25 protein-coding genes are annotated in these 24,214 nt (G+C 74.6%); 11 read left to right on the top strand and 14 right to left on the bottom strand.

The window, feature by feature from the left end:
* Positions 1-5: 5 nt before the first annotated feature.
* The 4 genes from ABDB74_RS18805 to ABDB74_RS18790 form a co-directional block, all read right to left on the bottom strand.
* A complete protein-coding gene (locus ABDB74_RS18805) occupies positions 6-725 on the bottom strand; it encodes a PaaI family thioesterase (RefSeq protein WP_346620286.1) in 720 nt (239 codons plus the stop codon).
* 22 nt (positions 726-747) lie between these two features.
* The gene (locus ABDB74_RS18800; RefSeq protein ID WP_346620285.1) at positions 748-2,232 is read right to left on the bottom strand and encodes a HAMP domain-containing sensor histidine kinase; all 1,485 of its coding nucleotides are present in this window, start codon (positions 2,230-2,232) and stop codon (positions 748-750) included.
* Positions 2,229-2,957: a response regulator transcription factor gene (locus ABDB74_RS18795; RefSeq protein WP_346620283.1), complete on the bottom strand. Its 729-nt coding sequence runs from the start codon at positions 2,955-2,957 to the stop codon at positions 2,229-2,231. The genes ABDB74_RS18800 and ABDB74_RS18795 overlap by 4 nt, the downstream gene beginning before the upstream one ends.
* 219 nt (positions 2,958-3,176) lie before the next feature.
* A complete protein-coding gene (locus tag ABDB74_RS18790) occupies positions 3,177-3,971 on the bottom strand; it encodes a siderophore-interacting protein (RefSeq protein ID WP_346620282.1) in 795 nt (264 codons plus the stop codon).
* Positions 3,972-4,075: 104 nt separating this feature from the next.
* On the opposite strand from ABDB74_RS18790, the gene ABDB74_RS18785 reads away from it, so the two are divergent.
* Together ABDB74_RS18785 and ABDB74_RS18780 are read left to right on the top strand one after the other, a co-directional pair.
* Positions 4,076-4,282 carry a DUF2945 domain-containing protein gene (locus ABDB74_RS18785; RefSeq protein WP_346620281.1) on the top strand — a complete coding sequence of 69 codons (207 nt, stop codon included), beginning with the start codon at positions 4,076-4,078 and terminating at the stop codon, positions 4,280-4,282.
* 57 nt (positions 4,283-4,339) lie between these two features.
* Entirely contained in the window at positions 4,340-4,783 is a 444-nt protein-coding gene (locus ABDB74_RS18780; protein WP_346620279.1) for a DUF2795 domain-containing protein, read from the top strand.
* Positions 4,784-4,832: 49 nt separating this feature from the next.
* Here ABDB74_RS18780 and ABDB74_RS18775 read toward each other — a convergent pair whose 3' ends face one another.
* Entirely contained in the window at positions 4,833-5,897 is a 1,065-nt protein-coding gene (locus tag ABDB74_RS18775; RefSeq protein ID WP_346620278.1) for a hypothetical protein, read from the bottom strand.
* A 769-nt stretch (positions 5,898-6,666) separates the two neighbouring features.
* Between ABDB74_RS18775 and ABDB74_RS18770 the strand changes: the two genes are divergently transcribed.
* Complete coding sequence (locus ABDB74_RS18770) at positions 6,667-8,052, top strand: LCP family protein (RefSeq protein ID WP_346620276.1); 1,386 nt, start codon at positions 6,667-6,669, stop codon at positions 8,050-8,052.
* A 103-nt stretch (positions 8,053-8,155) separates the two neighbouring features.
* Here ABDB74_RS18770 and pstB read toward each other — a convergent pair whose 3' ends face one another.
* From pstB to ABDB74_RS18740, 6 genes are all read right to left on the bottom strand, one after another.
* Positions 8,156-8,935 carry a phosphate ABC transporter ATP-binding protein PstB gene (gene pstB, locus ABDB74_RS18765; RefSeq protein WP_346620274.1) on the bottom strand — a complete coding sequence of 260 codons (780 nt, stop codon included), beginning with the start codon at positions 8,933-8,935 and terminating at the stop codon, positions 8,156-8,158.
* A gap of 28 nt (positions 8,936-8,963) precedes the next feature.
* Positions 8,964-10,049, bottom strand: coding sequence for a phosphate ABC transporter permease PstA (gene pstA / locus ABDB74_RS18760; protein WP_346620272.1), 1,086 nt, complete (start codon positions 10,047-10,049; stop codon positions 8,964-8,966).
* On the bottom strand, positions 10,049-11,002 hold the full coding sequence (gene pstC / locus ABDB74_RS18755) for a phosphate ABC transporter permease subunit PstC (protein WP_346620270.1): 954 nt from the start codon (positions 11,000-11,002) through the stop codon (positions 10,049-10,051). The genes pstA and pstC overlap by 1 nt, the downstream gene beginning before the upstream one ends.
* Positions 11,003-11,124: 122 nt before the next feature.
* A complete protein-coding gene (gene pstS / locus ABDB74_RS18750) occupies positions 11,125-12,237 on the bottom strand; it encodes a phosphate ABC transporter substrate-binding protein PstS (RefSeq protein ID WP_346620269.1) in 1,113 nt (370 codons plus the stop codon).
* 183 nt (positions 12,238-12,420) lie between these two features.
* Positions 12,421-13,320, bottom strand: coding sequence for a mycothiol synthase (gene mshD / locus ABDB74_RS18745; protein WP_346620267.1), 900 nt, complete (start codon positions 13,318-13,320; stop codon positions 12,421-12,423).
* A 7-nt stretch (positions 13,321-13,327) separates the two neighbouring features.
* Entirely contained in the window at positions 13,328-14,059 is a 732-nt protein-coding gene (locus tag ABDB74_RS18740) for a response regulator transcription factor (RefSeq protein ID WP_346620265.1), read from the bottom strand.
* 208 nt (positions 14,060-14,267) lie between these two features.
* Between ABDB74_RS18740 and ABDB74_RS18735 the strand changes: the two genes are divergently transcribed.
* The 5 genes from ABDB74_RS18735 (at position 14,268) to ABDB74_RS18715 (ending at position 17,534) form a co-directional block, all read left to right on the top strand.
* Positions 14,268-15,092, top strand: coding sequence for a hypothetical protein (locus tag ABDB74_RS18735; RefSeq protein ID WP_346620263.1), 825 nt, complete (start codon positions 14,268-14,270; stop codon positions 15,090-15,092).
* Positions 15,093-15,102: 10 nt separating this feature from the next.
* Positions 15,103-15,792 carry a DUF2993 domain-containing protein gene (locus ABDB74_RS18730; protein ID WP_346620262.1) on the top strand — a complete coding sequence of 230 codons (690 nt, stop codon included), beginning with the start codon at positions 15,103-15,105 and terminating at the stop codon, positions 15,790-15,792.
* Between the two features lie 29 nt (positions 15,793-15,821).
* Positions 15,822-16,169, top strand: a complete 348-nt coding sequence (locus ABDB74_RS18725) for a thioredoxin family protein (RefSeq protein ID WP_346620261.1) — start codon at positions 15,822-15,824, stop codon at positions 16,167-16,169.
* A gap of 237 nt (positions 16,170-16,406) precedes the next feature.
* Positions 16,407-17,234 carry a sulfurtransferase gene (locus ABDB74_RS18720; protein ID WP_346620260.1) on the top strand — a complete coding sequence of 276 codons (828 nt, stop codon included), beginning with the start codon at positions 16,407-16,409 and terminating at the stop codon, positions 17,232-17,234.
* Between the two features lie 6 nt (positions 17,235-17,240).
* On the top strand, positions 17,241-17,534 hold the full coding sequence (locus ABDB74_RS18715; RefSeq protein ID WP_346620259.1) for a DUF1416 domain-containing protein: 294 nt from the start codon (positions 17,241-17,243) through the stop codon (positions 17,532-17,534).
* Positions 17,535-17,613: 79 nt separating this feature from the next.
* Here ABDB74_RS18715 and ABDB74_RS18710 read toward each other — a convergent pair whose 3' ends face one another.
* Both ABDB74_RS18710 and ABDB74_RS18705 read right to left on the bottom strand, forming a co-directional pair.
* Complete coding sequence (locus tag ABDB74_RS18710) at positions 17,614-19,434, bottom strand: SpoIIE family protein phosphatase (protein ID WP_346620258.1); 1,821 nt, start codon at positions 19,432-19,434, stop codon at positions 17,614-17,616.
* Positions 19,435-19,512: 78 nt separating this feature from the next.
* On the bottom strand, positions 19,513-20,190 hold the full coding sequence (locus ABDB74_RS18705; RefSeq protein WP_346620256.1) for a TetR/AcrR family transcriptional regulator: 678 nt from the start codon (positions 20,188-20,190) through the stop codon (positions 19,513-19,515).
* A gap of 128 nt (positions 20,191-20,318) precedes the next feature.
* On the opposite strand from ABDB74_RS18705, the gene ABDB74_RS18700 reads away from it, so the two are divergent.
* From ABDB74_RS18700 to ABDB74_RS18690, 3 genes are all read left to right on the top strand, one after another.
* Positions 20,319-21,248: an NAD-dependent epimerase/dehydratase family protein gene (locus tag ABDB74_RS18700; RefSeq protein WP_346620254.1), complete on the top strand. Its 930-nt coding sequence runs from the start codon at positions 20,319-20,321 to the stop codon at positions 21,246-21,248.
* 136 nt (positions 21,249-21,384) lie between these two features.
* Positions 21,385-21,930: an FABP family protein gene (locus ABDB74_RS18695; RefSeq protein WP_346620252.1), complete on the top strand. Its 546-nt coding sequence runs from the start codon at positions 21,385-21,387 to the stop codon at positions 21,928-21,930.
* Positions 21,927-23,624 (top strand): DUF885 domain-containing protein, encoded by a 1,698-nt coding sequence (locus ABDB74_RS18690; protein ID WP_346620251.1) that lies wholly within the window; start codon positions 21,927-21,929, stop codon positions 23,622-23,624. The genes ABDB74_RS18695 and ABDB74_RS18690 overlap by 4 nt, the downstream gene beginning before the upstream one ends.
* A gap of 28 nt (positions 23,625-23,652) precedes the next feature.
* Here ABDB74_RS18690 and ABDB74_RS18685 read toward each other — a convergent pair whose 3' ends face one another.
* The gene (locus tag ABDB74_RS18685) at positions 23,653-24,183 is read right to left on the bottom strand and encodes a hypothetical protein (RefSeq protein ID WP_346620249.1); all 531 of its coding nucleotides are present in this window, start codon (positions 24,181-24,183) and stop codon (positions 23,653-23,655) included.
* Positions 24,184-24,214: the final 31 nt, after the last annotated feature.

Below are 24,214 nucleotides of genomic sequence, written 5' to 3'. Positions count from 1 at the left end.
GGCGTTCAGCCCCGCTCGACGGCGTTGGCGTCGCCGGCGTTGCCCGGCGGGCGGTGCGTGCCGGAGACGTCGGTGACCGAGCCGAAGTAGGCCGCCAGCTTTTCCGGCCGCGGCATGACGAACACCCCCCGAGCCTCGACGAGCGGCCGGTCCGGCGCGTCGTCGAGCGCGATCGAGCCGGCGATGACCGACTTGCGGCCCACCGTCTCCTCGACCCAGCCGCGGAAGCGCAGCGGCCGACCGAGCGGCACCGGCCCCCGGTAGTCCAGCTCCAGGTGCGCGGTCATGCCCCACAGCCCGTTGACGGCGGCGGTGTCCCCGAGCACCTGGTCCATGAACAGCGCGCTCATGCCGCCGTGCAGGAAGGTCGGCGGGCCCTCGTAGGCCGCCCCGAGGGTGGCCACGGCGGAGACGACGCCGTCCTCGCGGACGAAGCGCAGCGGCGGTGCGATGCCGCTGGCCGAACCGCTCACCGGGTTGAACACCCGGCGGCCACGCGCGCGGTCGTCCAGGGGTGGCAGCTGGGTCAGCGGCCGGCGCGGCCCCTCGATCCGCTCGGCGGCGGACCGCACCAGCTCGGCGGCGGAGGCCACCTCGGCAGCCCCGGCGGTGGTGGTCGCCGAGAGCTCGATCAGCTCGCGCAGCGCCGCAGCGAGGTCCTCGGCCGCGGCCAGCAGCCCGGCGTCAGGGGCCCCGCCGTCGAGGCCGCCGTCGTTCGTCGTCACCGCGGGATCGTCCCAGGGCCGCTCAGCGCGGCCGCGCGGCACCCCCGGCCGGGCCGCCGTCCGGGCCGCCGCGGGGCAGGCGGACGGTGACGGTCACACCCGCGCCCGGTGCGGTGCGCAGATCGGCGGAGCCACCGTGGGCCGCGGCGAGCGAGGAGACGATCGACAGGCCGAGGCCGGTCCCGCCCGCGGCGCGGGTACGGGAGGCGTCCGCGCGGTAGAACCGCTCGAACGCCCGCGCCGCGTCCTCGGCGGCCATGCCCGGGCCGTCGTCGGCCACGCGCAGCAGCAGCACGTCGTCGTGGGCCGGGTCCTGCGCCACCGAGACCTGCACCCGGGTGCCCGGCGGCGTGTGCGTGAGGGCGTTGGTCACCAGGTTGCCCACCACCTGGCGCAGCCGGCTCTCGTCCCCGCGGACCACCGGCGCGTCGGTGAGCGACTCGTCGAGGTGCAGCGCGATGGGCCGGTCGGGCTGCACCGCCCGCGCGTCGTGCACGGCGTCGCCGGCGACCGCTGCCAGGTCCACCGGCGCCGTCGCCAGCGGTCGCTGCTGGTCCATGCGGGCCAGCAGCAGCAGGTCCTCGACCAGTAGGCCCATCCGGCCGCCCTCGGCCTCGATCCGCTGCATCAGCCGGGCGACGTCCTCCTCGGAGCGAGCGGCGCCCTGGCGGTACAGCTCGGCGAAGCCCCGGATCGACGTCAGCGGCGTGCGCAGCTCGTGGCTGGCGTCGGCGACGAAGCGGCGCATCCGCTGCTCGGAACCCCGCGCCTGCTCCTCCGACGCCTGCTGGGCGCGGAAGGCGCTCTCGATCCGGGCGAGCATCCCGTTGAGCGCCGTCGACAGCCGCCCCACCTCGGTGCGCTCGTCACCCTCCGGCACGCGCTGGGAGAGGTCGCCCGCGGCGATGGCCGCGGCGGTGCGCTCCACCTCGGCCAGCGGCCGCAGCGAGTTGCGGACGAGCAGGTAGCCGGCGGCGCCGAGGAGCGTCAGGACGATGAGCCCCACGACGAGCTCGATCGCGACCAGGCGGCCGATGGCGGCCTCGTCGCCGCCCCCGTCGCTGCCGACGACGACCGTCCACCCCGCGGGGAGCTCCTCCGCCGCCACACGCCAGGTGGTCCGGCCGCTGGAATCCACGGTGGTGGGGCCGGCGCCGCCACGGAGGCCGTCGACGACGGACGGCGTCAGCTCGGGCAGGCCGAGGCCGCGCCGGTCCGGTCCGGCGAGGACGACCGGGGCGTCGTCGCCGGGCGCCAGGCACGCGACGTAGGTCCGGTTCGGCTGCGGCCTGGGTGGTGGGTCCATGCAGGCATCGAGGAGCCCGGGCGCGTCGTCGTAGTAGCGCGCCTCCGCGACGAGCTCGGCGTCGCGCTGGTCCTGCAGGTAGTCCTTGAGCAGGGACGTCGCCGCGAACCCGGTCGCGGCCAGGGCGACGGCCACCAGGGCCACCAGCAGAGCGACCAGGGTGACCCGCAGCGGGACGCGGCTGCGTCGTGCCCGGCTCACGTACCGCGCGGCAGCCGGAGGGTGTAGCCGACCCCGCGGATGGTCTGGAGCAGGCGGGGCTCGGTGGTGTCGATCTTCCGGCGCAGGTAGGAGATGTAGGACTCCACGACGTTGGCCTCACCGTTGAAGTCGTAGTTCCACACGTGGTCGAGGATCTGCGCCTTCGACAGCACCCGCCCGGCGTTGGCCATGAGGTAGCGCAGCAGCTTGAACTCGGTGGGGGAGAGGCTGATGACCTCCCCGGCCTTGATGACCTCGTGGGTCTCCTCGTCGAGCTCGATGTCGGCGAAGGTCAGCCGCGGCGCCTCGGCGGCGCGCTGCGCACCGCTGGTGCGCCGCAGCACCGCCCGGATGCGGGCGACGACCTCGTCCAGGCTGAACGGCTTGGTCACGTAGTCGTCGCCACCGAGGGTCAGCCCCGAGATCTTGTCCTCCGGCGCGTCCCGGGCGGTCAGGAACAGCACCGGGGTGTGCCGGCCCGTCTCGCGCAGGCGCCGGACGACGCCGAAGCCGTCGAGCCCGGGCATCATCACGTCGAGCACCAGCAGGTCGGGGTGGAACGAGGCGGCCATCGACAGGGCCTGCTGGCCGTCGGCGGCCGTGGCCACCTCGAACCCGGCGTAGCGCAGGCTCGCGGAGAGCAGTTCGCGGATGTTCGGCTCGTCGTCCACCACGAGCAGGCGGGCCTCCGGGGCCGTGCGCCCGGTGGGCTGGTTCCCGGACACTGCTCCTCCGGTCGCGTGTGCCGATGCGGTGGTCATGCCCCGAGGATCGGGGGTCCGGCTGCGGTGGGACTGGACGCTACCTGTGAAGCACCTGGGAGCGCTGCGTCTGCGCCGACGCCGGTCATCGCCACCGCCCCGGCCCCATCGGCATAGGAAGCTATGCCTGTGGTTCCGACCCGGAATCCATAGGCATAGCTTCCTATGCCTGGAGCGGAGCGGTCAGCCGGCGGGGGCCATGGAGCGGCCGCGGCGCCAGTAGCCGATCGCGTGGTGCTGCGCGCGGCCGAGACCCCAGCGCCCGCGCAGGTCCGCGCGGATCGCCCGGACGGCCGCGGACTCGGCGCCCACCCAGGCGAACACGTCGTCGCCCGGCGGCCGATCGAGGCCGGCGACGGCATCGGTCAGCAGGGTGCTCTCCCCGGGAGCGGTCGCCCCGCGGTGCAGCCAGTGCACGGCGACCCCGGCGGGCGCGGGGAGCGGCTGCTCCTCCTCCGGGCCGGCCACCTCCAGGAAGGCGACCCCCGTCGTGTCCGGTGCCGCGGCGGCGAGGATGCGGCTCACGGCCGGCAGCGCGGTCTCGTCGGCGACGAGCAGCAGCCACCGGGCCGGTCGCTCGGCCAGCGAGGCGGCACCGGCGATCCCGAGCAGCGCGCCCGGCCGCGCCGCGGCGGCCCAGGCGGCGGCCGGGCCGTCGCCGTGCAGGACGAAGTCGATGTCCACCTCGCCCGCGGCCGGGTCCTGCCGGCGTGCGGTGTAGCTGCGCAGCGCGATGCCGTGGCTCCCCTCGGGCCACACGATCCGGCCGTCCCGCTGGATCCGCGGCCAGCGCGGGTCCGGGTCGTCCACCCGCGGCACGAGCAGGTTCACGGTGGGCCCGGCCGCGGCCACGACGGCGGCGTCCCCGGACAGGGTCACCCGGCGCACCGAGGGGGTCACGTCGGTGACCGCGACGACCGTGAGGACGTCGACCGGTCGCAGGCCGTCGGTGAAGACGGCGCCGTCGGGAGAGGTCACGTCGGCCCAGCCTAGGTGTGCCCGCGGTCGCGGCCGACCGATGTGTGCCCGGGGGTCGCCGGGGGCACGGCAGAACAGCACCGTCCGCGAGCCGGGGAGAGGCGATGTCCGACCTGAAGAAGGGTGACCACGTCACCTGGAACAGCCACGGGAGCACGACCGAGGGCACGGTGGAACGGAAGATCACCTCCGACACCGAGGCATCCGGCCGCACCGTGCGCGCCAGTGAGGACGACCCGCAGTACGAGGTCCGCAGCGACAAGAGCGGGCGCACCGCGGTGCACAAGCCGAGCGCGCTCGACGAGGCCTGACCCCTCGCGGACGATCCACGGCCCGGCGGTGCCGGGCCCGAACACCAGGAGGCACACGTGACCGAGTCCCCAGGCGAATTCGCCGGCTCGCGCAGCACCAAGCACAACCCGCGGCTCGACGAGGAGCTCGAGCACGAGACGCAGGGGATGATGAAGGCCGAGCGGGCCACCCGGGCGCACGAGTGGCGCGAGGTCGAGCCGGTCGCCGAGGGCGACCCCGACGTCGACGCCGACCCGGCCGGCACCCTCGTCGGCGGCACGCCGGTGGGGATGACCGACGACGCCGTCGTCGCCCGCGCGGAGCTGGCGCGCTGGCTGACCCGTGAGCCCTTCCCCGGCAGCCGCGACGACCTCGTCGAGGCGGCGCGGGACAGCCGGGCGCCCGACGCCGTCGTGGCAGAGCTGCAGCGGCTCCCCGAGGGTGAGACGTTCGAGCGGATCGGCGACGTCGCGCGGGCCCTCGGCTACCCGACGGAGACCGGGCCGGGCCCGGGCGCATAGCCCCGGCGCCGCGGTCGACCCGACCGCGTCCGAGGCGGAGGGCGCCGGCTCAGGAGCCGGCGCCCTCCGCTTCTCTCTCCCGCGCCTCGCCGTCCGCGATCTCCTCCGCGCCGCGCCGGCGGAACAGCTTCGAGCCGGGGAAGCCCTTCACGATCTGACGCATGTCCTGGACCGTGTCGACCAGGTCGTGGACGTCGGTGCCGACGCTCTCGAGGCCCTCCAGCACGGGGAGGATGTCCTCGTCCAGGTGCGTGACCAGCTGGGGCAGCCGGTCGATGAGCGTGATAAGCGCGTCGACCTCGGACGCGTCGAAGGTGGCGGCCAGTCGGCGGATCGCCGGGGCGAGGGCGGTCAGGGCCGGCTCGTAGTCGGTGACGATCGGCTCGATCCGCCCCACCAGCCCCTCCGTCCGGCCGACGATGCCCTCGGCACGAGCGGTGGTGCCCCGGGCCTGCTCGACCGCCTCGTCGGCCTTGGCGCGGGTGTGGCCCATGGCGTCGATGGCGTCGTCGGCTTTGGCGCGGGTGTGGCCCATGGCGTCGATGGCGTCGTCGGCTTTGGCGCGGGTGTGGCCCATGGCGTCGATGGCGTCGTCGGCTTTGGCGCGGGTGTGGCCCATGGCGTCGATGGCGTCGTCGGCTTTGGCGCGGGTGTGGCCCATGGCGTCGATGGCGTCGTCGGCTTTGGCGCGGGTGTGGCCCATGGCGTCGATGGCGTCGTCGGCTTTGGCGCGGGTGTGGCCCATGGCGTCGATGGCGTCGTCGGCTTTGGCGCGGGTGAGGCCCACGGCGTCGACGGCCTCGTCCGCGGCGATCCGGGTCCGGCCGACGGCGACGATCGCCTCGTCCGCGGCGATCCGGGTCCGGCCGACGGCGACGATCGCCTCGTCGGCGGCGATCCGGGTGGCATCCAGACCGGTGATCGCCACGTCCGCCCGGTCGACGATCTCCTCCGCCCGGTCGACCAGCTTCGACACGCGGCCCAGCAGCCCTTCCAGCTGCCCGAGCGCGCCGGCCACACGCGGAACGAGGGCGAGGACCTCGCTCATGCCGTCGCGCACACCTCCCACCAGGGCCGCGACGTCGGAGGGGCCGGGGACGGAAGGCAGGCGCACCGCGGAAACGCTACGCACTCCGCCCGTGGGCCACCATTCGATTGCCTGCGTCACGACCGGTCGTTGCCGCGCGTCGGCGTGGCGGACGGCCGGCCGCCCGTATCGTGGGACGACGGGACACGGACGTGCGGACGACGAGAAGGTGTCGACACCTGTGGGTGATCAGCCGACGAGGGACGGCGCGGGCGACCGCGACCTCCCCGGCCGCACCCGTCGCGGGCGCGCGGGCGGCGGCGGGGGCGCCGAGCCGGTGACCGTCGAGCAGCTGATCGCCCGGCAGGGGAGCGCGGTGGGCAGCCGACGCGCCGCCCGCCGTGGCGAGGCCACCCCGTCGGTGGCACCACGCGCCGGCCGGGGTGCCACCGCCGCCTCCGCCGCCTCCGCCGGCTCCCCCGCGCCCGCCGCTGCACCCGGCGATGCACCCGCCGTCCGAGCGGGGCTGCCGCCGGTGCCGGCCGCACGGCCGGTCGCGCGTCCCCAGGAGTCCGGCGCTGCCCGACCCGGGGTCCCGCCGGTGCCCGCCGCGCAACCGGGCCCGCCGCAGGTGCAGCCGGGGCTGCCGCCGGTGCCCACTCCCGGGCCGGCCGCGTGGGCTCCGGAGGAGCGGCCCTCGCGACGCAGCGGCCCCGTCCCGCCCCTGCCGGGTCTGGCACCGCCACCGCCGCCGGCGGGTTCCCGCCGTCGTCGGCCGTCCGTCGACCGTCCGCCGCGGAGTCCCGGGCGGCGACGGCTGGTGCGGGCGGGGATCGCCCTGGCAGGGATCGTCGGCGTGATCGTCCTGTACCACCTGGGCCTGTACTTCTACGTCGACCAGCGCATCGACCGCGTCGAGGCACTGGCCCTCGACGGGCCCGAGGTGCTGGCCCCTCGACTGCAGGACGGCTCGGAGACCTACCTCGTCGTGAGCAACGGGATCCCCGGCCAGACCGGTACGGCCTCCGTGGCCACGCAGGTGGTCTCGTTGTCGGCCGACCGCGAGCGCGCCGTGCTGGTGAGCATCCCGCCCACCGCGCTGGTGGACACACCGGCCTGCCGCACCTCGGACGGCGAGCTGCGCAACCCGGTCACTGAGGCGTTCGCGAGCTCGCTGCTGGACGGCGGGCCGGCATGCGCCGTCCGAGCGGTCCAGCAGCTCTCCGGGCTGCGGATCGACCACTACCTCGGCGTCGACCTCGCCGGCGTGCCGGGCATGGTGGAGGCCCTCGGTGGCGTCCCGGTCTGCGTGGTGCCCTCCGACGCGGTCGCCGCCGCGGCCGTCCCCCCGCCGGCCGGCCCCTCCGAGCTGTCGGCGGACGACGCCTCCGGCTTCCTGGAGCCGGGGGACGCGGGTGCTGACGTGGCCGGTGCGGCCGTCGCGGAGCGGGCCCAGCGTCTGCTCACCTCCACGCTGCGGACGGCGATGTCGGCCGACACGCTGCTCGACCCGGTGCGCCTGGCACGCTTCCTCACCCGCGCCTCCGACGCCCTCACCCTGGACGCGCAGACCACCCTGGGTGACCTGCGCGTGGTCGCCGGCGCGCTGGGCGACCTGTCCGGGGACGCCGTCCAGCGGGCCGGGCTGCCGGTGGCCCAGGTCGGCTACGTGCCGGCCGGCACCGACCAGGCGTACGTGGTGCTGGACCGCGCCGCCACGCGCGCGGTGTTCGACGAGGTCATCGACGGCACACGGCTCCCGGCCGAGGTGCTCGAGGCGCAACGGGCCGCGCAGACCGCTCCGCCCGAGGTCGCCGTGGAACCGGCGCCGGAGGCCCCGGCCGGCCCCGAGCCGCTCACCGCCGCCCCCGCGGAGATCACCGTGGACGTCCTCAACGGCACGGCGACGACGGGCCTCGCCGCGACGGTGGCCGATGCTCTCCGCGGCCAGGGCTTCACCGTGGGCGCGGTCGGCAACGAGCTCGGCACGGTCACCCAGAGCGTCGTACGGCACGGCCCCGCGGCGCTCGAGCAGGCCCGCACCGTGGCGGCCGCGGTCCCGGGTGCGGTCGTCGAGCAGAGTGACTCCATCGGGCCGTCGGCGGTGCAGCTGGTGATCGGCCCGGGCTACTCCTCGGTCGTCCCGGTGGAGATCGGCGGGCCGGCGCCCGCGCAGCTGCAGACCGAGGCGACGGCCGTGGCGCCCGAGCCGGCAGCGGCCGAGCCGGTCAGCTGCGCCTGATCCAGCCGCCCGGAGAGCCGGTCCGCGGCTGAGACAAGGCCCCGGAACGAGCAGGACCCCGCCCCTGGTGGGGGCGGGGTCCTGGCCGGGCGGGTGCGGCGACTCAGCCGAAGCGACCGGAGATGTAGTCCTCGGTGGCCTTCTGGTCGGGATTGCTGAAGATCTTCTCCGTCGGGTTGAACTCGATCAGCCGCCCCGGCTGCCCGACGCCGTTGAGGTTGAAGAACCCGGTCTGCTCGCTCACGCGAGCGGCCTGCTGCATGTTGTGCGTGACGATGACGATGGTGAACCGCTCCTTGAGCTCCGTCATCAGGTCCTCGATGGCGAGCGTGGAGATGGGGTCCAGCGCCGAGCAGGGCTCGTCCATCAGCAGGACGTCGGGCTCGACGGCGATGGCGCGGGCGATGCAGAGCCGCTGCTGCTGACCGCCGGACAGCCCCGAGCCGGGCCGGTCGAGCCGGTCCTTGACCTCTTCCCACAGGTTGGCCCCGCGCAGCGAGCGCTCGACGAGCTCGTCGGTGTCCGACTTGCTCATCCGCTTGGCGTTCAGGCGCATACCGGCCGCGACGTTGTCGTAGATGGACATCGTCGGGAACGGATTGGGCCGCTGGAAGACCATGCCGATCTGCCGGCGGACGGTCACCGGGTCGGTGTCGGAGCCGTAGAGGTCCTGGCCGTCCATGACGACCTTGCCCTCCACCCGCGCGCCGGGGATGACCTCGTGCATGCGGTTGAGCGTGCGCAGGAACGTCGACTTGCCGCAGCCCGACGGCCCGATCAGCGCCGTGATGCTGCGTGGCTCGATCGAGACGTTGACGCCTTGCACGGCGAGGAACTTGCCGTAGTAGATGTCGAGGTCCGACACCTCGATGCGCTTGGCCACGGGTGGTCCCTTCCTGGGTGGATGACGCTCAGCGACTGGTCTTGGGGGCGAAGAAGCGGCTGATCAGGCGGGCGACCACGTTGAGGCCCATGACCAGCATGACGAGGACCAGGGCTGCCGTCCAGGCCCGGTCGATCGCGTACTCGGGGGGCACACCCGGCTGGGTCAGCTGGTAGTAGGCGTAGACCGGCAGCGTGGCCATGCGGCCGTCGAACGGATCGAAGTTGGTGGCGTTGGTGATGCCGACGGTCACCAGGAGCGGAGCGGTCTCGCCGATCACGCGGGCGATGGCCAGCGTGATGCCGGTCCCGAGGCCGGCGATCGCCGTGGGGATGACGACCTTGAGGATCGTGCGCCACTTCGGCACGCCGAGGGCGTAGGCGGCCTCGCGCAGCTCGTTGGGCACGAGCTTCAGGACCTCTTCGGCGGAGCGGACCACCACCGGGATCATCAGCACCGACAGCGCCACGGCGCCCATGATGCCGAGCCGGATACCCGGGCCGAAGAAGATCACGAAGAGGGCGTAGGCGAAGAGGCCGGCGACGATCGAGGGGATGCCGGTCATCACGTCGACGAAGAAGGTGATCGACCGCTTGAGCTTGCCGGTGCCGTACTCGACCAGGTAGATGGCGGTCATCAGGCCGATCGGCACGGAGATCAACGTCGTCAGGGCGGTGATGATCAGGGTGCCCATGATCGCGTGGTAGGCGCCGCCGCCCTCACCGATCACGCCGAGGAGCGAGGAGCCGAAGAACTCGCCGTCGAACCGCTCGGCGCCGCGGCGGATGACCTCGTAGGCGAGGGACACCAGCGGCACCATGGCGATCCCGAACGCCGACACGACCAGGCAGGTGACGAGCCGGTCCACGGCCCGTCGCCGGCCCTCGACGACGCGCGAGGCCACGTAGAGCAGGACGGTGCCCAGGACGACGGTGTAGATGACCAGCAGGACGATGTTCGAACCGGTCAGGGCGCCCAGGAGAGCCGCCAGCGCGAGCGCTGCGCCGAACGCGGCCCAGGGGGCCCAGCGGGGCAGCCGGCCGGCACCTCGCCGCTCGGGGGGTGCGCTCGGGGAACCGGTCCCGGTCTCGCGCTGCTGGATCGACGTGCTCATCAGTTGGCTCCGGAGAAGTCGGCCCGGCGGTTGACGATCCAGCGGGCGAGCATGTTGACCAGGAGCGTGATCAGGAACAGCACCAGGCCGCTGGCGATCAGCGTGTTCACGTCCAGCCCGGTGGACTCCGGGAACTGCAGCGCGATGTTGGCCGCGATGGTCTGCGGGTTGGCGCTGGAGATCAGCGCGAAGGTGATCCCGGCGGCCGAGCCGGAGAGGATGATGGCGACCGCCATGGTCTCGCCCAGTGCGCGTCCCAGGCCGAGCATGGCGCCACCGATGACGCCGCTCTTGCCGTAGGGGATGACCGCCATCTTGATCATCTCCCAGCGGGTGGCGCCCAGGGCGAGCGCGGCCTCCGTGTGCAGCGTGGGCACCTGGGTGAAGACCTCGCGGGAGATGGCGCTGACGATCGGCAGGATCATGACCGCCAGCACCAGCCCGATGGTGAGCATCGTCCGGCCCGTGGCCGAGACCGGGCCGGCGAACAGCGGGATGAAGCCGAGGTTCTCCTCGAGCCAGCGGTAGAAGGGGACCAGCCGCGGCGCGAGCCAGAAGATGCCCCAGAACCCGTAGACGATGCTCGGGATCGCGGCGAGGAGGTCGACGACGTAGCCGAGGGCCTGGGCCAGCCGGCGCGGCGCGTAGTGGGTGATGAACAGCGCGATGCCCACCGCCAGCGGCGTGGCCACCAGCAGGGCGATCGCGGCGGACAGCAGCGTGCCGAAGATCAGCGGCCAGATGTAGGAGACCAGCCCGCCCTCGCCCGGGAGCTCCTCGGCCGGCGCGGTCAGCGCCGGGAAGGACTCGGCGAGGAGGAAGAGCGTCACCCCGGCGAGGATGACGAGGATCAGGATCCCGGCGCCCTTGGCGCTGCCGGCGAAGATCCGGTCGCCTGGCCGGCGTACGGCCCGGGGAGCCGTCGGTTCCTGCGGGGGACTGGTGACTGTCACCGCTGCTCCGTCTGCTGCGCGTCGGTAGGTGCCCGTCGGGGCTCGGTGCCCGCGTGCGGCGGGCGGCGTAACGGCCCGGAGCGTCTCAGACGCTCCGGGCCGTTACTGATGATGGTGCCGGATCACCCAGCGGTGATCGCGTCGACCGCCGACCGGTTCTGCTCCCGCAGGCCGTCCGAGATCGGTGCCGAGCCGGCGGCCTCGGCCGCGGCCTGCTGGCCCTCCTCGCTGATCACGTAGCCCATGAAGTCCTTGACCAGGTCCGCGGTCTCCTGGTCGTCGTACTCGATGCAGCCGATGTGGTAGCTGACCAGCACGATCGGGTAGTTGCCCGACTCGGTCGTGTCGCGGGCGAGCTCGATGGCGAAGTCGTACTCGCCCCGGCCCTCGATCGGGTCGGAGTTCTCGACGACGGCGGCGGCCGCCTCGGCCGACGGCGCGACGTACTCCTCGCCCACGCCGATGCTCGCCACGCCGAGGTCGCCGGCCTGGCTCAGGTCGGCGTAGCCGATGGTCCCGTCGCCGGCCCCGACCGCGCTGACCACGCCCGAGGTGCCCTGGGCGGCCTCGCCGCCGGGCACCGGCCAGACGCCGTCCGGCTCGTGCGGCCACGCCTCGCCGGCCGCCGCGGCCAGGTACTCGGTGAAGTTCTCGGTGGTGCCGGAGTCGTCCGCGCGGTTGACCGGGGTGATGGCCAGGTCGGGCAGCGTGGCGCCCGGGTTGTCGGCGGCGATCGCCGGGTCGTTCCAGTTGGTGATCTCCTGGTTGAAGATCCCGGCGAGGGTCTCGGGGGAGAGGTTCAGCTCGTCGACGCCCTCGAGGTTGTAGACGACCGCGATCGGGGCGATGTAGTTGACCAGCTCGAAGATCCCCGAGGTGCCGCAGCGCTCCTCGGCCTGGGCGAGCTCCTCCTCGTCCAGCGCGGCGTCCGAGCCCGCGAAGTCCGTGCCGCCGGCGAGGAACTGCTCCCGGCCGCCGCCCGAGCCGACCGGGTCGTAGTTGACCGTCACGTCGGGCTGGACGCTGTTGTACCCCGCGGTCCAGCCCTGCATGGCCGCCTGCTGGCTGCTGGCGCCGGCCCCGACGAGCGTGCCGCTGAGCGACTCCTCGCTGCTGCTGACGTTGCCGCCCACGGCGTTCTCGGACTCGTTGGACGCACCACAGGCGGCGAGCGCGAGGGTGCTGGCGAGCGCCACGGAGAGCGTGGTGGCGCGCGTCTTGGTGCTGAGCTTCAACTCAGGGCCTCTCGAGATTCGCCCGGACCCGTTCCGGGCAGCGTTGGACCGACGGGAGCGACGCTAGGGAGCGCAGGTGGCGTGCTCCCCGTACCGAGGTGAACGGTCGATGAACGGGCGTTGAGGATCTTGATGACCATGCGTGCCGCGGGTCACGATCCGGGCAGGAGCGCCCTTCGGGCCTCAGTCCCCGGCGGGCTCGCGCCGCCAGGCGACGTCCACCGCGAACCGCCGGAACCCGCGCCCCTCGTAGAGCCCGACGGCCGCGGTGTTGTCCTCCTCGACGTAGAGCAGCACCTCCCCGAGGCCCCGCCCGCGCAGGTGCGCCAGCCCCAGGTCGGTGAGCGCGCGCCCCAGCCGCAGCCCCTGGGCCCCCGGATCCACGCCCAGCACGTAGATCTCGCCGACCGCGTCCTCGGCGGCGTCGCCCGGCGGGTGCACCTTCGTCCAGTGGAAGCCCAGCAGCTCGCCGTCCGCGTGGGGATCCCCGCGCCAGGCCATGAGGAAGCCCTCGGGGTCGAACCAGGGCTCGGCCTCCCGCAGCTCCAGGTCCTCCCGGGTCATCCGGCCCTGCTCCGGGTGCCAGGCGAACGCGCGGGCGTTGACCCGCAACCACGCCTCCTCGTCCCGTCCGCGGCGGAACGGCAGCACCCGCACGTCCTCGGGCAGCGCGGGGTTCGGGTCGACCGCGGCGGCAGTCAGGTCCGGCAGGCGCATCTGCAGCAGCACCCGGGCCCGGGTGAAGCCGTGCGGGGCCAGCAGCTCGGCCGAGCCCGGCAGGTCCCCGTGGGCCCAGATGCTCAGCGGCCGCTCGGCGGTCAGATCGAGGAGCTGCCGCAGCAGCGCCGTCCCGTGGCCCCGGCGCCGGTGGGCGGGGTGCACGACCAGCTCGGCGGTGCCGTCGTCGATCCGGGCGTAGCCGGCCAGGGCGCCGTCGCCGGTGCGGACGACGAGGTCGCGTCCGCCGGGCGAGCGGTGCTGCAGGCGGAGCTCGGCCTCCTCGGAGACCGGGCGCACCCCGTCGGCGGCGGTGGCGGCGCGCAGCAGCGCGAGGACCTCGGCGACGTCGGGATCGTTGCTCACCGGGCCATCAGACCAGTTCGGCGTCGGTCTCCGCCCGGGCGGCCTTGGCGGTCGCGTCGGCCACCTGCTGGTCGAGCTTGTAGCCCACGTTGCGCACCGTGCCGATGAGCGCCTCGTGCTCGGTGCCCAGCTTGGCCCGCAGCCGGCGCACGTGGACGTCGACGGTGCGGGTGCCGCCGAAGTAGTCGTAGCCCCAGATCTCCTGGAGCAGCTGGGCCCGCGAGAAGACCCGGCCCGGGTGCTGGGCCAGGTACTTCAGCAGCTCGAACTCCTTGTAGGTGAGATCGAGCGGGCGGCCGCGCAGCTTCGCCGAGTAGCTGTGCTCGTCGATGACCAGCTCGCCGGCCTGGGTGACGCCGCCGTCGGCGCCGTCGGCGGGCGTCGCGGCCGCCAGCCGGCGCGCGGTGGCCCACTTGAGCCGGGCGTCGACCTCGGCGGGGCCGGCGGTGTCGAGCAGCACGTCGTCGACCCCCCAGTCCGCCGAGAGCGCGACCAGGCCCCCCTCGGAGAGGACGGCGACCAGGGCCGCGGCCACGCCGGTGGAGGAGAGCAGGCCGCAGAGGGTGCGGGCCCGGATCAGATCGTGGCGGGCGTCGACGAGGACCACGTCCCCGGAGTCGCCGTCCAGGAGGCTGGAGAGCTCCGGGGCCATCACGCGCACCTGGTGGCCGAGCAGCCCGAGCGCGGGCAGCACCTCGGTCGTGGCCTGCCGCGCCGCGGTCATGAGCACGAGTCGCATGTCGTCTCCCTCAGGGGTCCGGGGCCGGCGGGGCACCGGCCGGACCTACGACAACGCTGTCGAGGTGAGCTCGCAGGATAGCGGAGGTGCTGGTCGACCAGGCGGATCTCGTCGGCGCACGGTCGGTCGAGGGGTGCGGTGGTCCCCGTTCCGGCGACGGTCCGCTCGTCGAGCGGACCGGAGGCCGGGCTTCTGAGAGCATCGGTCCGTGAGTTCCCCCGCCGTCCTCCCCTCGACGCCGGCCCGGGCGCACCACCTCCCGGCCGCCGGGCTCTCGGTCGTCGCGGCCGGGCTGCTGGCGGGGCTGCCGCCGGCGCTGGGCGAGGTGGGGACGCTGGCCGCCGTCCTGGTGCTGCAGCTGGCGCTGGTGCTCTCCTGGGTGCTCGCCGCCGGGATGCAGGGGTTCGCCGCCTCCCTGGCCGTGGGCACGGCCGCCGCCGTCGCGGCCGACCTCGCGCTGCTGCTCCCGGAGCGGCCGCACCTGGGTGGGCTGCTGGCCGTGCTGGGCGTCGGATTCCTGGGCGCCGTGCTGCAGCAGATGCTGCGCACGCCGCGGCACGCCCTGGTCGACTCGCTCGCCGGGTCGGCCGTGCTGCTCACCGCGGTCGGCGCCCTCGCCGCGTTCCTGCTCCTCGGCCGCCTGGCCGAGGAGCGCCTGGTGGTCGCGGCGCTGGTCACCGGCGCCGCCCTCCTGGTCGGCCACCTCACCGACCAGGTGCTGCCCCGGCCGCGGCTGGCTGTCGGCGTGCCCCGCGGCCTCACGGGGGCGGTGCTCGCCGTCCTGGCCGGGGCGGCGACCGCCTGGGCCGCCCGGGACGTCGCCGACCTCGGCGCACTGCGGGCGCTGGCGGCGGGCGCGGTCGTCGCCGGGGTCGTCGCGCTGGTGGCCGTCGCCGGCAGCTATCTCGCCGTCGAGACGGCCATGGGCGGCGCGGCGGAGACGCTGTCCCCCTGGGCGACGAGCACCGTCCAGGTGGTGCTGCCGCTCGCCGCCGGCGCGCCTGTCGCCCTCGGCCTCCTGACCGTCCTGTGAAGGCCGTCCTGTGAAGGCCCTCGCCGTCGTCCTGCTCGTGCTCCTCGGCCTCGGGGTGCTGGCCGACCGGGTCGCCATGGCCATCGCCGAGGGGCAGGTGGCCCGGCAGCTGGCCGCGCAGAGCGCGCTGGCGGGCCCGCCGGATGTGGACATCCGCGGCTTCCCGTTCCTCACCCAGGCGGTCGGCGGCCGGTACGAGGACGTCCGCATCTCGCTGGACGCCGAGACGCTGGGCCGGCGCGAGGGCACGCAGGCCGAGGTCGCGCTCACCGGGGTGTGGGTGCCGCTGTCGGCGGTGCTCTCCGGCCAGGTGCAGGAGGTGCCGGTCGAGCGGATCGACGGCACGGCGACGCTGTCCTACGCCCTGCTCTCGGACGAGCTCGGTGGTGACACCGTGCTGCGGCGCGAGGGCGACGGGCTGCGGATCACCCGCACCGTCGAGCTGCTCGGCCGCTCGGTGCCGCTCACCGCCGCCGGGACGGTGGCCCTCGACGGCGACGAGCTGGTCATCGACGTCGAGCGGGCCTCAGGCGCGGGGCTACCGGTGCCCGACGAGCTCGTGGAGCGGGCGAACGACCTGCTCGACCTCCGTTACCCGATCGAGTTGCCCTTCGGCCTGCGCCTGCTCGAGGTGCAGCCGGCCGAGGACGGGGTGGACGTCCGGGTGGAGGCCGTGGACACCGTGCTCGCGGCGGAATAGCCCGCCCGGCCGGGTGGGTTGTGCCGCGGGTGGACCGGACCGTGGGTGTGGGCGGAACCGCCGCGGTGCTCGAGCGGCTGGGCGTGCGCCCGGCCGATGCGGAGCTCACGGTCGTCCAGTTCTCGACCGCCTTCTGCGCCCCCTGCCGCGTGACCCGGGCCCGGCTCGCCCAGCTGCAGGCCACCCGTCCCGGACTGGCCGTGGTCCAGGTCGACGCGGAGAGCCATCTCGACGAGGTGCGCGCACTCGACGTCCGGCGCACGCCCACGCTGTTCTACCTCGACCGCGCCGGCCGGGTGCTCGGTCGCAGCAGCGGCGCGCCGGTGCCGGCGGAGCTGACGGCTCTGGTAGACGCGCATGCGGGGGACCGGTGGTGATCGGATACCCTCGCGTCGTGGGCATCCTGCTGACCTCGCGCCGCACGGTCGACCTGTGCCGCGTCGGCAGCTGCCTGTGTCCGCCCCTCTGAGGGCGGCACCGCGCCGTCCAGACGCGCTCTCCGCGCCGTCGGGATGCCCCTTTCTCCCGTGACTTCCGCGGTCTGAGCGATCCGCGTCGTCCCTGCACCACCAGACCGACCGACCGCACACCGATCATCCGGAGGAACACCACCCATGAGCCGTAACGACGTACTCGTCTCGGTGGACTGGGTCCAGGAGCACCTGGGCCAGCCCGGCATCGTCCTCGTCGAGGTCGACGAGGACACCAGCGCCTACGACGGCGGCCACATCGAGGGCGCCGTCAAGCTGGACTGGAAGAAGGACCTGCAGGACCCGCTGCGCCGCGACTTCCTCGACAAGAGCGCCTTCGAGGAGCTCATGTCGGCCAAGGGCATCGGCAACGACGACACCGTCGTCCTCTACGGCGGCAACAACAACTGGTTCGCCGCCTACGCCTACTGGTACTTCAAGATCTACGGCCACTCCGACGTGAAGCTCATGGACGGCGGCCGGAAGAAGTGGGAGCTGGACGGCCGTCCGCTGTCCAAGGACGCCGTCGAGCGCCCGGCCACGCAGTACAAGGCCGGCGAGCCCGACCTGTCGATCCGTGCGTTCCGCGACGAGGTCGTGGCCTCCATCGGCAGCAAGAACATCGTCGACGTCCGCTCGCCCGACGAGTTCTCCGGCAAGATCCTCGCCCCCGCGCACCTGCCGCAGGAGCAGTCGCAGAAGGCCGGCCACGTCCCCACGGCGATCAACATCCCGTGGAGCAAGGCGGCCAACGAGGACGGCACCTTCAAGTCCGACCAGCAGCTCGCGGCGCTCTACGCCGAGCAGGGTTACGACGAGAGCAAGCCGACCATCGCCTACTGCCGCATCGGCGAGCGCTCGAGCCACACCTGGTTCGTGCTGCGCGAGCTGCTCGGCAAGACCGACGTCAAGAACTACGACGGCAGCTGGGTCGAGTACGGCTCGCTCGTCGGCGTCCCGATCGAGAAGTGAGCTGACATGTGCGCAGCGCCCGAGCAGGGCGGTTCCCTCGCCGGGATCGACTTGAACACCCAGACGGTCATCCAGGGCCAGGTGTGGCACGACGGGGCTCCGGTGGCCGGCGCCTACGTCCGGCTGCTCGACTCGACCGACGAGTTCACCGCCGAGGTGGTCACCAGCCCCGAGGGTGAGTTCCGCTTCTTCGCCGCGCCGGGCCCGTGGAAGCTGCGCTCGCTGGCCGCGGTCGGCAAGGGCGAGCGGGTCCTGTCGGCCGAGGTCGGGCTGAACGAGACCACCGTCGTCATCGATTGAGAAGCTGCCCTCCTCACGGGGGGCCGAACGACCGACAGCGCCCGTCCCGGTCCTCCGGGGCGGGCGCTGTCGTGCGCCGTCAGCCCATCCCGGGCGGCAGCCGGTTGGGTCCGGCCTCCGGCGGCCGCGGGCGGTCCTCGGGGAAGGTGCGCACGGCCACGATCGCGACGTCGTCGGCGCCCGCCTCGGGCAGCAGCCGGGCGAGCACCGTGTCCAGCAGCTCCTCCAGCGGCGTGCCGCCGAGGTCCCGCAGCGCGTCCTGCAGCCGTTCGAAGCCCTGGTCGAGATCGATGTCGCGGCGCTCGACCAGGCCGTCGGTGACCAGCAGGAGGGTGTACCCGTCGGGCAGGTCGACGGCGTGGTCGGTGCGCGGGGCGTCGGGGTCGATGCCCAGCATCAGCTCCGGCGGGGTGGTGAGCAGCGTGCTCGTGCCGTCGGGCGCCAGCAGGATCGGTGGCAGGTGGCCGGCGTTGCTCCAGCGGAGGAGGCGGCTGACGGCGTCCGGCGCGTCGGGGTGGCGCTCGATCCGGGCGAGGACGCCGGTGGCCATGGTCGAGACCGCGAGCCCCCGGGCGGCGTGCTCGACGCGGGTGAGCGTGGCCGCGGGCCCCTCCTCGTCGTCGTAGGCGAGGGCGCGCAGGAGCCCCCGGACCTGGCCCATCGCCGCGGCCGCGCGGCTGTCGTGGCCGATGACGTCGCCGATGACGAGCATGGTCGCCCCGTCGGGCTGGAGGAAGGCGTCGTACCAGTCGCCGCCCACGTGCGCCTCGTGCGCGGCCGGGCGGTAGCGGACGGCGATCTGCAGGTGGTCGGGCTCCGGCGGCGGGGTGAGCAGCGACTGCTGCAGCCGGTCCGACAGCGCCCGTTCGGCCGCGGCGCGGGCGGCGAGCGCCTCGAGCTCGGCCGCCTGCCGCTGGGCGGCCCGCCGGTCGGTGAGGTCGCGGAACGAGACGACGACGCCGGTGAACGCGCCCTCCTCCACCGTCGGCACGACGACCATCTCCACCGGGATCGCCGTGCCGTCGCTGCGCCAGAACGTCTCGTCGTCGGCGAACACGGTGCGACCGGTCCGGAGGGCCCGCCAGACCGGGCACTCCTCGCGTGGGTAGGGCGAGCCGTCCGGGCGCCGGGCGTGGATCAGCGCGTGCTGGTCGCAGCCCAGCTGGTCCTCGGGCCGGTACCCGGTGAGCCGCGCGGCGGCGGGGTTGAGGAACTCCACCCGGCCGTCGATGTCGAGCCCGTAGATGCCGTCGGCCACGTTGGCCAGCACCCGCTCGGAGATGGCGAGCGCGCGGGTGAGCTTGGCCTCCGTCTCGCGGAGAACCTCCAGGTCGCGGGCCCGGGCGGTGGCGATCTGGCGCAGCGTGGACGCCTCCATGCCCGCCGCGCGCGCCTCGGCGGTGACCCGCTCGGTCTGCAGCCGATCGGTGATGTCCAGACCGGTGACCAGGAGGAACTCCTGCTGCTCACCTTCGCGGACGAGCTGCATGGTGAGGTCGGCGGTGCGCCGCGTGCCGTCGGCGCGGAAGAAGCTGGTGACCGCGCGGACCGGTTCACCGCCGGCGGCCACCTTCAGGCACCACTCGCGGATCGTGGCGCCCACGTCCGGGTCACCGGCCCACCAGCCGGCCTCCCAGAAGGGGCGGCCCAGGTGTCGGCGGCGGTCGAAGCCGCGGCCCTCGATGGCCAGGCGGTTGGCGGTGAGCAGCGTCCCGGCGGTGTCGCAGACCGCGGCGAACATGAACGAGGACTCGTGCAGCACCGAGAACCACGAGGGGGTGCCCGGTAGCGCCTCGTCGTCCGGGGTCGGCGTCGCGCCCCGGCCGGCCTCGGCCTTCTCGATGACTGCTCCTCCTCGCTGCTGCCCGCCGGCGGCGGTCCCCCGTCCAGCCTGCCGCACAACTCCCGGGCAGACCAGCGGCTCGCCCTGTCGGCCGCGCCGCGCCGGCTCCCCGCCCGGGTGGACCCGGCGGCGCCGCTACAGGCCGAGGAGGGCGGCCAGGTCGGTCATCGCCCGGTCGAAGTACCGGTCGCCGTCCTGCACGGAGCCTACGAAGTGCCCGAACAGCTCGAAGCTGATGGTCCCGAAGAGCGAGGACCACGCGAGCAGGGCGCGTACGCGCACCGCCTCGTCCAGCGCCGGGTGCTCGCCGCCCAGGACGGCCAGCGCGCCGTCGCTGATCAGGGAGGGGTCCCGCTCCCCGGACGTCTCCGGCAGCTGCCCGCTCCGGGCGGCGTCGCCGAGGATCCGGCCGAGGACGACGCCTACGCGCGACGCCGCCGGCACGGTGTCCTCCGGTGCCTCGTAGCCCGGCACGGGGGAGCCGTACAGGAGGGTGTACTCGTGCGGATGGTCACGGGCCCAGGCCCGGACCGCGCGGCAGACGGCGACCCAGCGGGCCCGGGGCGGCGCGGACGGGGTGTCGGCCGCCTCCGCGGCGGCGCCGAGGTCGTCGTAGCCGTCGATGATCAGCCGGGTCAGCAGGTCGTCCCGGCTCGGGACGTAGCGGTAGACCGCGGACGACGCCATGCCCAGTTCGCGGGCCACGGCGCGCAGCGAGAGGGCGGCCGCCCCCACCTCGGCGAGCTGGCGCCGGGCCGCGTCGGCGATCTCCGTCGTGAGTTCGGCACGGACGCGCTCGCGGGCGGAAGGCATGCCGGGAGTGTGCCGTGGTGAGAGCGCTGCACGCAACTGTGAGCAGTGCTCTTGACAGGCGCCGGCCCGACCGAGAGCATCCGTCTCGCACGAGAGCACCGCTCACATCAGCGACCCGGGGAGCACCCATGGCACTGCACGTCGTCGTCGGCAAGGGGCCGGTGGGCCTGACCACCGCACGGCAGCTGCGCGATCGAGGACACGAGGTGCGGGTGGTCTCCCGCAGCGGCGGCGCCTCCGGGGACGGGATCGAGCACCACCGGGCCGACGCGGCGGACCCGGCAGCGCTGGCCTCGGCGACGCGAGGAGCCGCGGCGGTCTACAACGCCGTCAACCCCGCCTACCACCGCTGGGCCACCGACTGGCCCCCGGTCGCCGCCGCGCTGCTCGCGGCGACGGAGCGTGCCGGGGCCGTGCTGGTCACGATGTCCAACCTCTACGGGTACGGGCGCCCCGACGGGCCCATGTCGCCGGACAGCCCCCTGGCCGCCGCCGACACCAAGGGGCGCGTGCGGGCGCGGATGTGGGCCGACGCGCGGGCCGCGCACGAGGCCGGCCGGGTGCGGGTCACCGAGGCGCGGGCCGCGGACTTCATCGGCCCGCAGGTGCCGCCGGGGAACTCCCACCTCGGCCGGCAGCTGGCCACCCTGCGCCGCGGCCGCACCGCCTGGGTCGTCGGCGACCCCGACGCGCCGCGCAGCTGGGCCTACCTCCCCGACGTGGCCACCACGCTGGTCACCCTGGGCACCGACGAGCGGGCGCTGGGACAGGCCTGGCACGTCCCCAGCAGCAGGCCGCGGTCGCAGCGGGAGGCGCTGGGCGACCTGGCCGCGGCCATGTCGGCACCGGCACCCACGGTGCGCGGCATCCCGTGGCCGGTGCTGCGGGCGATCGGTCTCGCGGTCCCGGTCATGCGGGAGGTGGTCGCCGTCCGGCACCAGTTCGACCAGGAGTACGTGATCGACGCCGCGGCCACGACCGCCACCTTCGGCATCGCCCCGACGCCGTGGACCGAGGTGGTGGCCGCGACGGCCGGGACCGCCCCGGTGGCCGGCTGAGGCCGGCCGGCGGCGCCGTCACTACGGTGGTCGCCATGCTCTCCGCCTGGGTCCTGATCACCCTGACGGCGCTGTCGGCCGGCGGGCTCGGCTACGGCGCCGTCCGGCTGTCCCGCCGCCCGAAGGCGGCCCGGCGATGACCGGGCCGACCGAGCTGCCGGTGCCCGACACCGCCGACGTGCGCAGCGGGCCGGAGGTCTCCGAGGAGATCCTGTCGGTCCTGCCCCTGCTCGGGGAGTGGCACGGGGAGGGCGTCCTGAGCGGTGCCGTGGCCGGTTCCGACCAGGATCTCCGGTTCGGTCAGTGGATCCGGTTCGGCCACGACGGCCGGGGGTTCCTCGCCTACGAGTCCCGGACCTGGCGGCTCACCGACGACGGGAGGATCGCGGGCCCCGACGTGCGGGAGTCGGGCTTCTGGCGACCCCGTGGGAACGACGACGTCGAACTGCTGGTCGCCAGCCCCGACGGGCTGGTGGAGATCTACGTGGGCACCGCGCGGACGACGACCAGCTGGGAGCTGACCAGCGACGTGCTGGCCCGCACCCCCGACGCGCCGGAGGTCACCCGGGCGGTGCGGCTGTACGGCATCGTCGAGGGTGCGCTGATGTACGCCATCGACCGCGCCGGTGCGGACGAGCCGCTGCGCCCGACGATGTCGGCCCGGCTCGAGCGCATCCGGTGACGGCTCCGGCCACCACCCCGCGGCAGGTCGCCGACCGCTACGTCGACGCGGTCTGCGACCTGGACCCGATCGTCGCGACCTCGCTGGGCACCCGCCGGGGCGACGACCGGCTCCCCGACACGAGCCCGGCCGGGCTCGAGGCCGAGGCGGCCCTCGCCCGGGCCACGCTGGCCGAGCTGGACCGGGTGCTGGCCTCTCCGTCGGTGGCCGACGACCCGGTGGAGCGCCGCTGCGCCCGGCTGCTGCGGGAGCGGCTGGGCGCCGAGCTCGCATCGCACGATGCCGGCGAGGGCTTCCGCTCGCTGAACAACCTGTTCACCCCGCTGCACTCGGTGCGGCAGGTCTTCCTGCTGATGCCCTCGGTCACCGAGGAGGACTGGTCCGTCCTCGCCCGCCGGCTGGCCCGCGTGCCCGAGGCCTACCGCGGTTACCGGGAGACCCTCGCGGAGGGAGCCCGCCGCGGGCTCCTGGTGGCCCCCCGCCAGGTGGACACCGTCGTCGGCCAGCTGGACGCGTGGCTGGCCGGCCGGTTCTTCAGCGGGCTGGCGGCCGCCGGCCCCGAGGGGCTGCGGGCCGAGCTGGACACCGCCGCCCGCGCCGCGGACGGCGCCGTCGCCGAGATCCGCGACTTCCTCCGCGACGAGTACGCGCCGCGCGCCGAGGGCACCCCGGACGCCGTCGGCCGCGAGCGGTACGCGGTCGCGGCCCGGCGGTGGACGGGCTCGGATCTCGGCACCGGGCAGGGGCTCGAGGAGGCCTACGCGTGGGGCTGGGCCGAGCACCGCCGGATCCTCGCGGAGCAGCGCGCCGAGGCGGAGCGGGTGCGCCCGGGGGCGACGCCGCTGGAGGCGATGCGCTGGCTGTCGCTCCACGGCCCGGCGGTCGACGGCGTCGAGGCGATCCGCGAGCGGCTCCAGGCGATGATGGACGGCGCGATCACCGCGCTGGACGGCACGCACTTCGACCTGGCCGAGCCCGTGAAGCGGGTCGAGGCGATGATCGCCCCGGCCGGCAGCGCGGCGGCGCCGTACTACACGCGGCCGGCCCAGGACTTCTCCCGGCCCGGCCGCACCTGGCTGCCCACCCTCGGGCGCACCCGCTTCCCGCTCTGGGACCTGGTCTCGATCTGGTACCACGAGGGCGTTCCGGGGCATCACCTGCAGCTGGCCCAGTGGGCGCTGGTCTCGGGCCGCCTGTCGGCCTACCAGACGTCGCTGGGCTCGGTCGGCGCGAACGTCGAGGGCTGGGCGCTCTACGCGGAGCGGCTGATGGACGAGCTCGGCTACTTCGCCGACCCGGGGGAGCGGCTCGGCTACCTCGATGCCCAGCAGCTGCGGTCGATCCGGGTGGTCGTCGACATCGGGATGCACCTGCGGCTCCCGGTCCCCGACGACGCCGAGGGCGTCCTCGCCGACCACCGCGGGCAGCCCTGGACGCCGTCGCTGGCCCGGGCGTTCCTCGCCGACCACTCCGGCGCCGAGGTCGCCTTCCTCGACAGCGAGCTGGTGCGCTACCTCGGCATGCCGGGGCAGGCGATCAGCTACAAGCTCGGTGAGCGGGCGTGGCGGGAGGGCCGGGAAGCGGCGCAGCGGGCCCGCGGTGCGGAGTTCGACCTCAAGGCCTGGCACATGGCCGCGCTCTCCCAGGGCTCGCTGGGGCTCGACGACCTCGCCACGGAGCTCGCCCGGCTGTGACCGGGACCTGACCCGTCGGGCTCGGGCGTCAGCCCGGCGCGGAGGTCGGCGCGGGGTCGGCCGTGTCGTCCGCCGGCTCCCCGGTGTCCGGTGTCGGCGACAGGTCGGCGGGGAGGTCCGTGTCGGCCTCGCACGCGGCGAGGTCCGCCCGCAACCGGGTCTCCAGCGGCTGCAGGCGCCGGATCGACTGGTCCACGCCCGCGATGTCCAGGTCGGCGGCCGAGCTGCCCAGTCCCTCGATGACGTCGACGAGGTCCTGGGTCTCGTTGACCACGCGCAGGCACGCCTCGTTGACGGTGATCTCCGCGGACGCTCCCGGTGACGGGGTCGGGGCCGCCCCGGGCGACTCCTCGGCGGAGTCCGGCGGCGCCTCCGCCGCGGCGGCGGGGAGGGGAGGATCCTCCCGGAGCAGCCCCAGCGTCACCGCGCCGACGATCATGCCCAGGACGAACGCCGGCGCCGCGAGCCACCAGGTCCAGGCGCTCCGGACGGTGGTCCCCTCGTGGACGCCCGAGGCCCCCGACGCACCGGCCGTCGGCTCGGCTCGGTCCTCGGGCATCGGGCTCCTCTCGCCGGGCGATCCGTCGCGC

This window comes from Blastococcus sp. HT6-4 (genome assembly GCF_039679125.1).
Classification (GTDB): Bacteria; Actinomycetota; Actinomycetes; order Mycobacteriales; family Geodermatophilaceae; genus Blastococcus; species Blastococcus montanus.
Note: the sequence above shows the minus strand (reverse complement) of the source record. Positions and strands in the feature narration are given on the sequence as shown.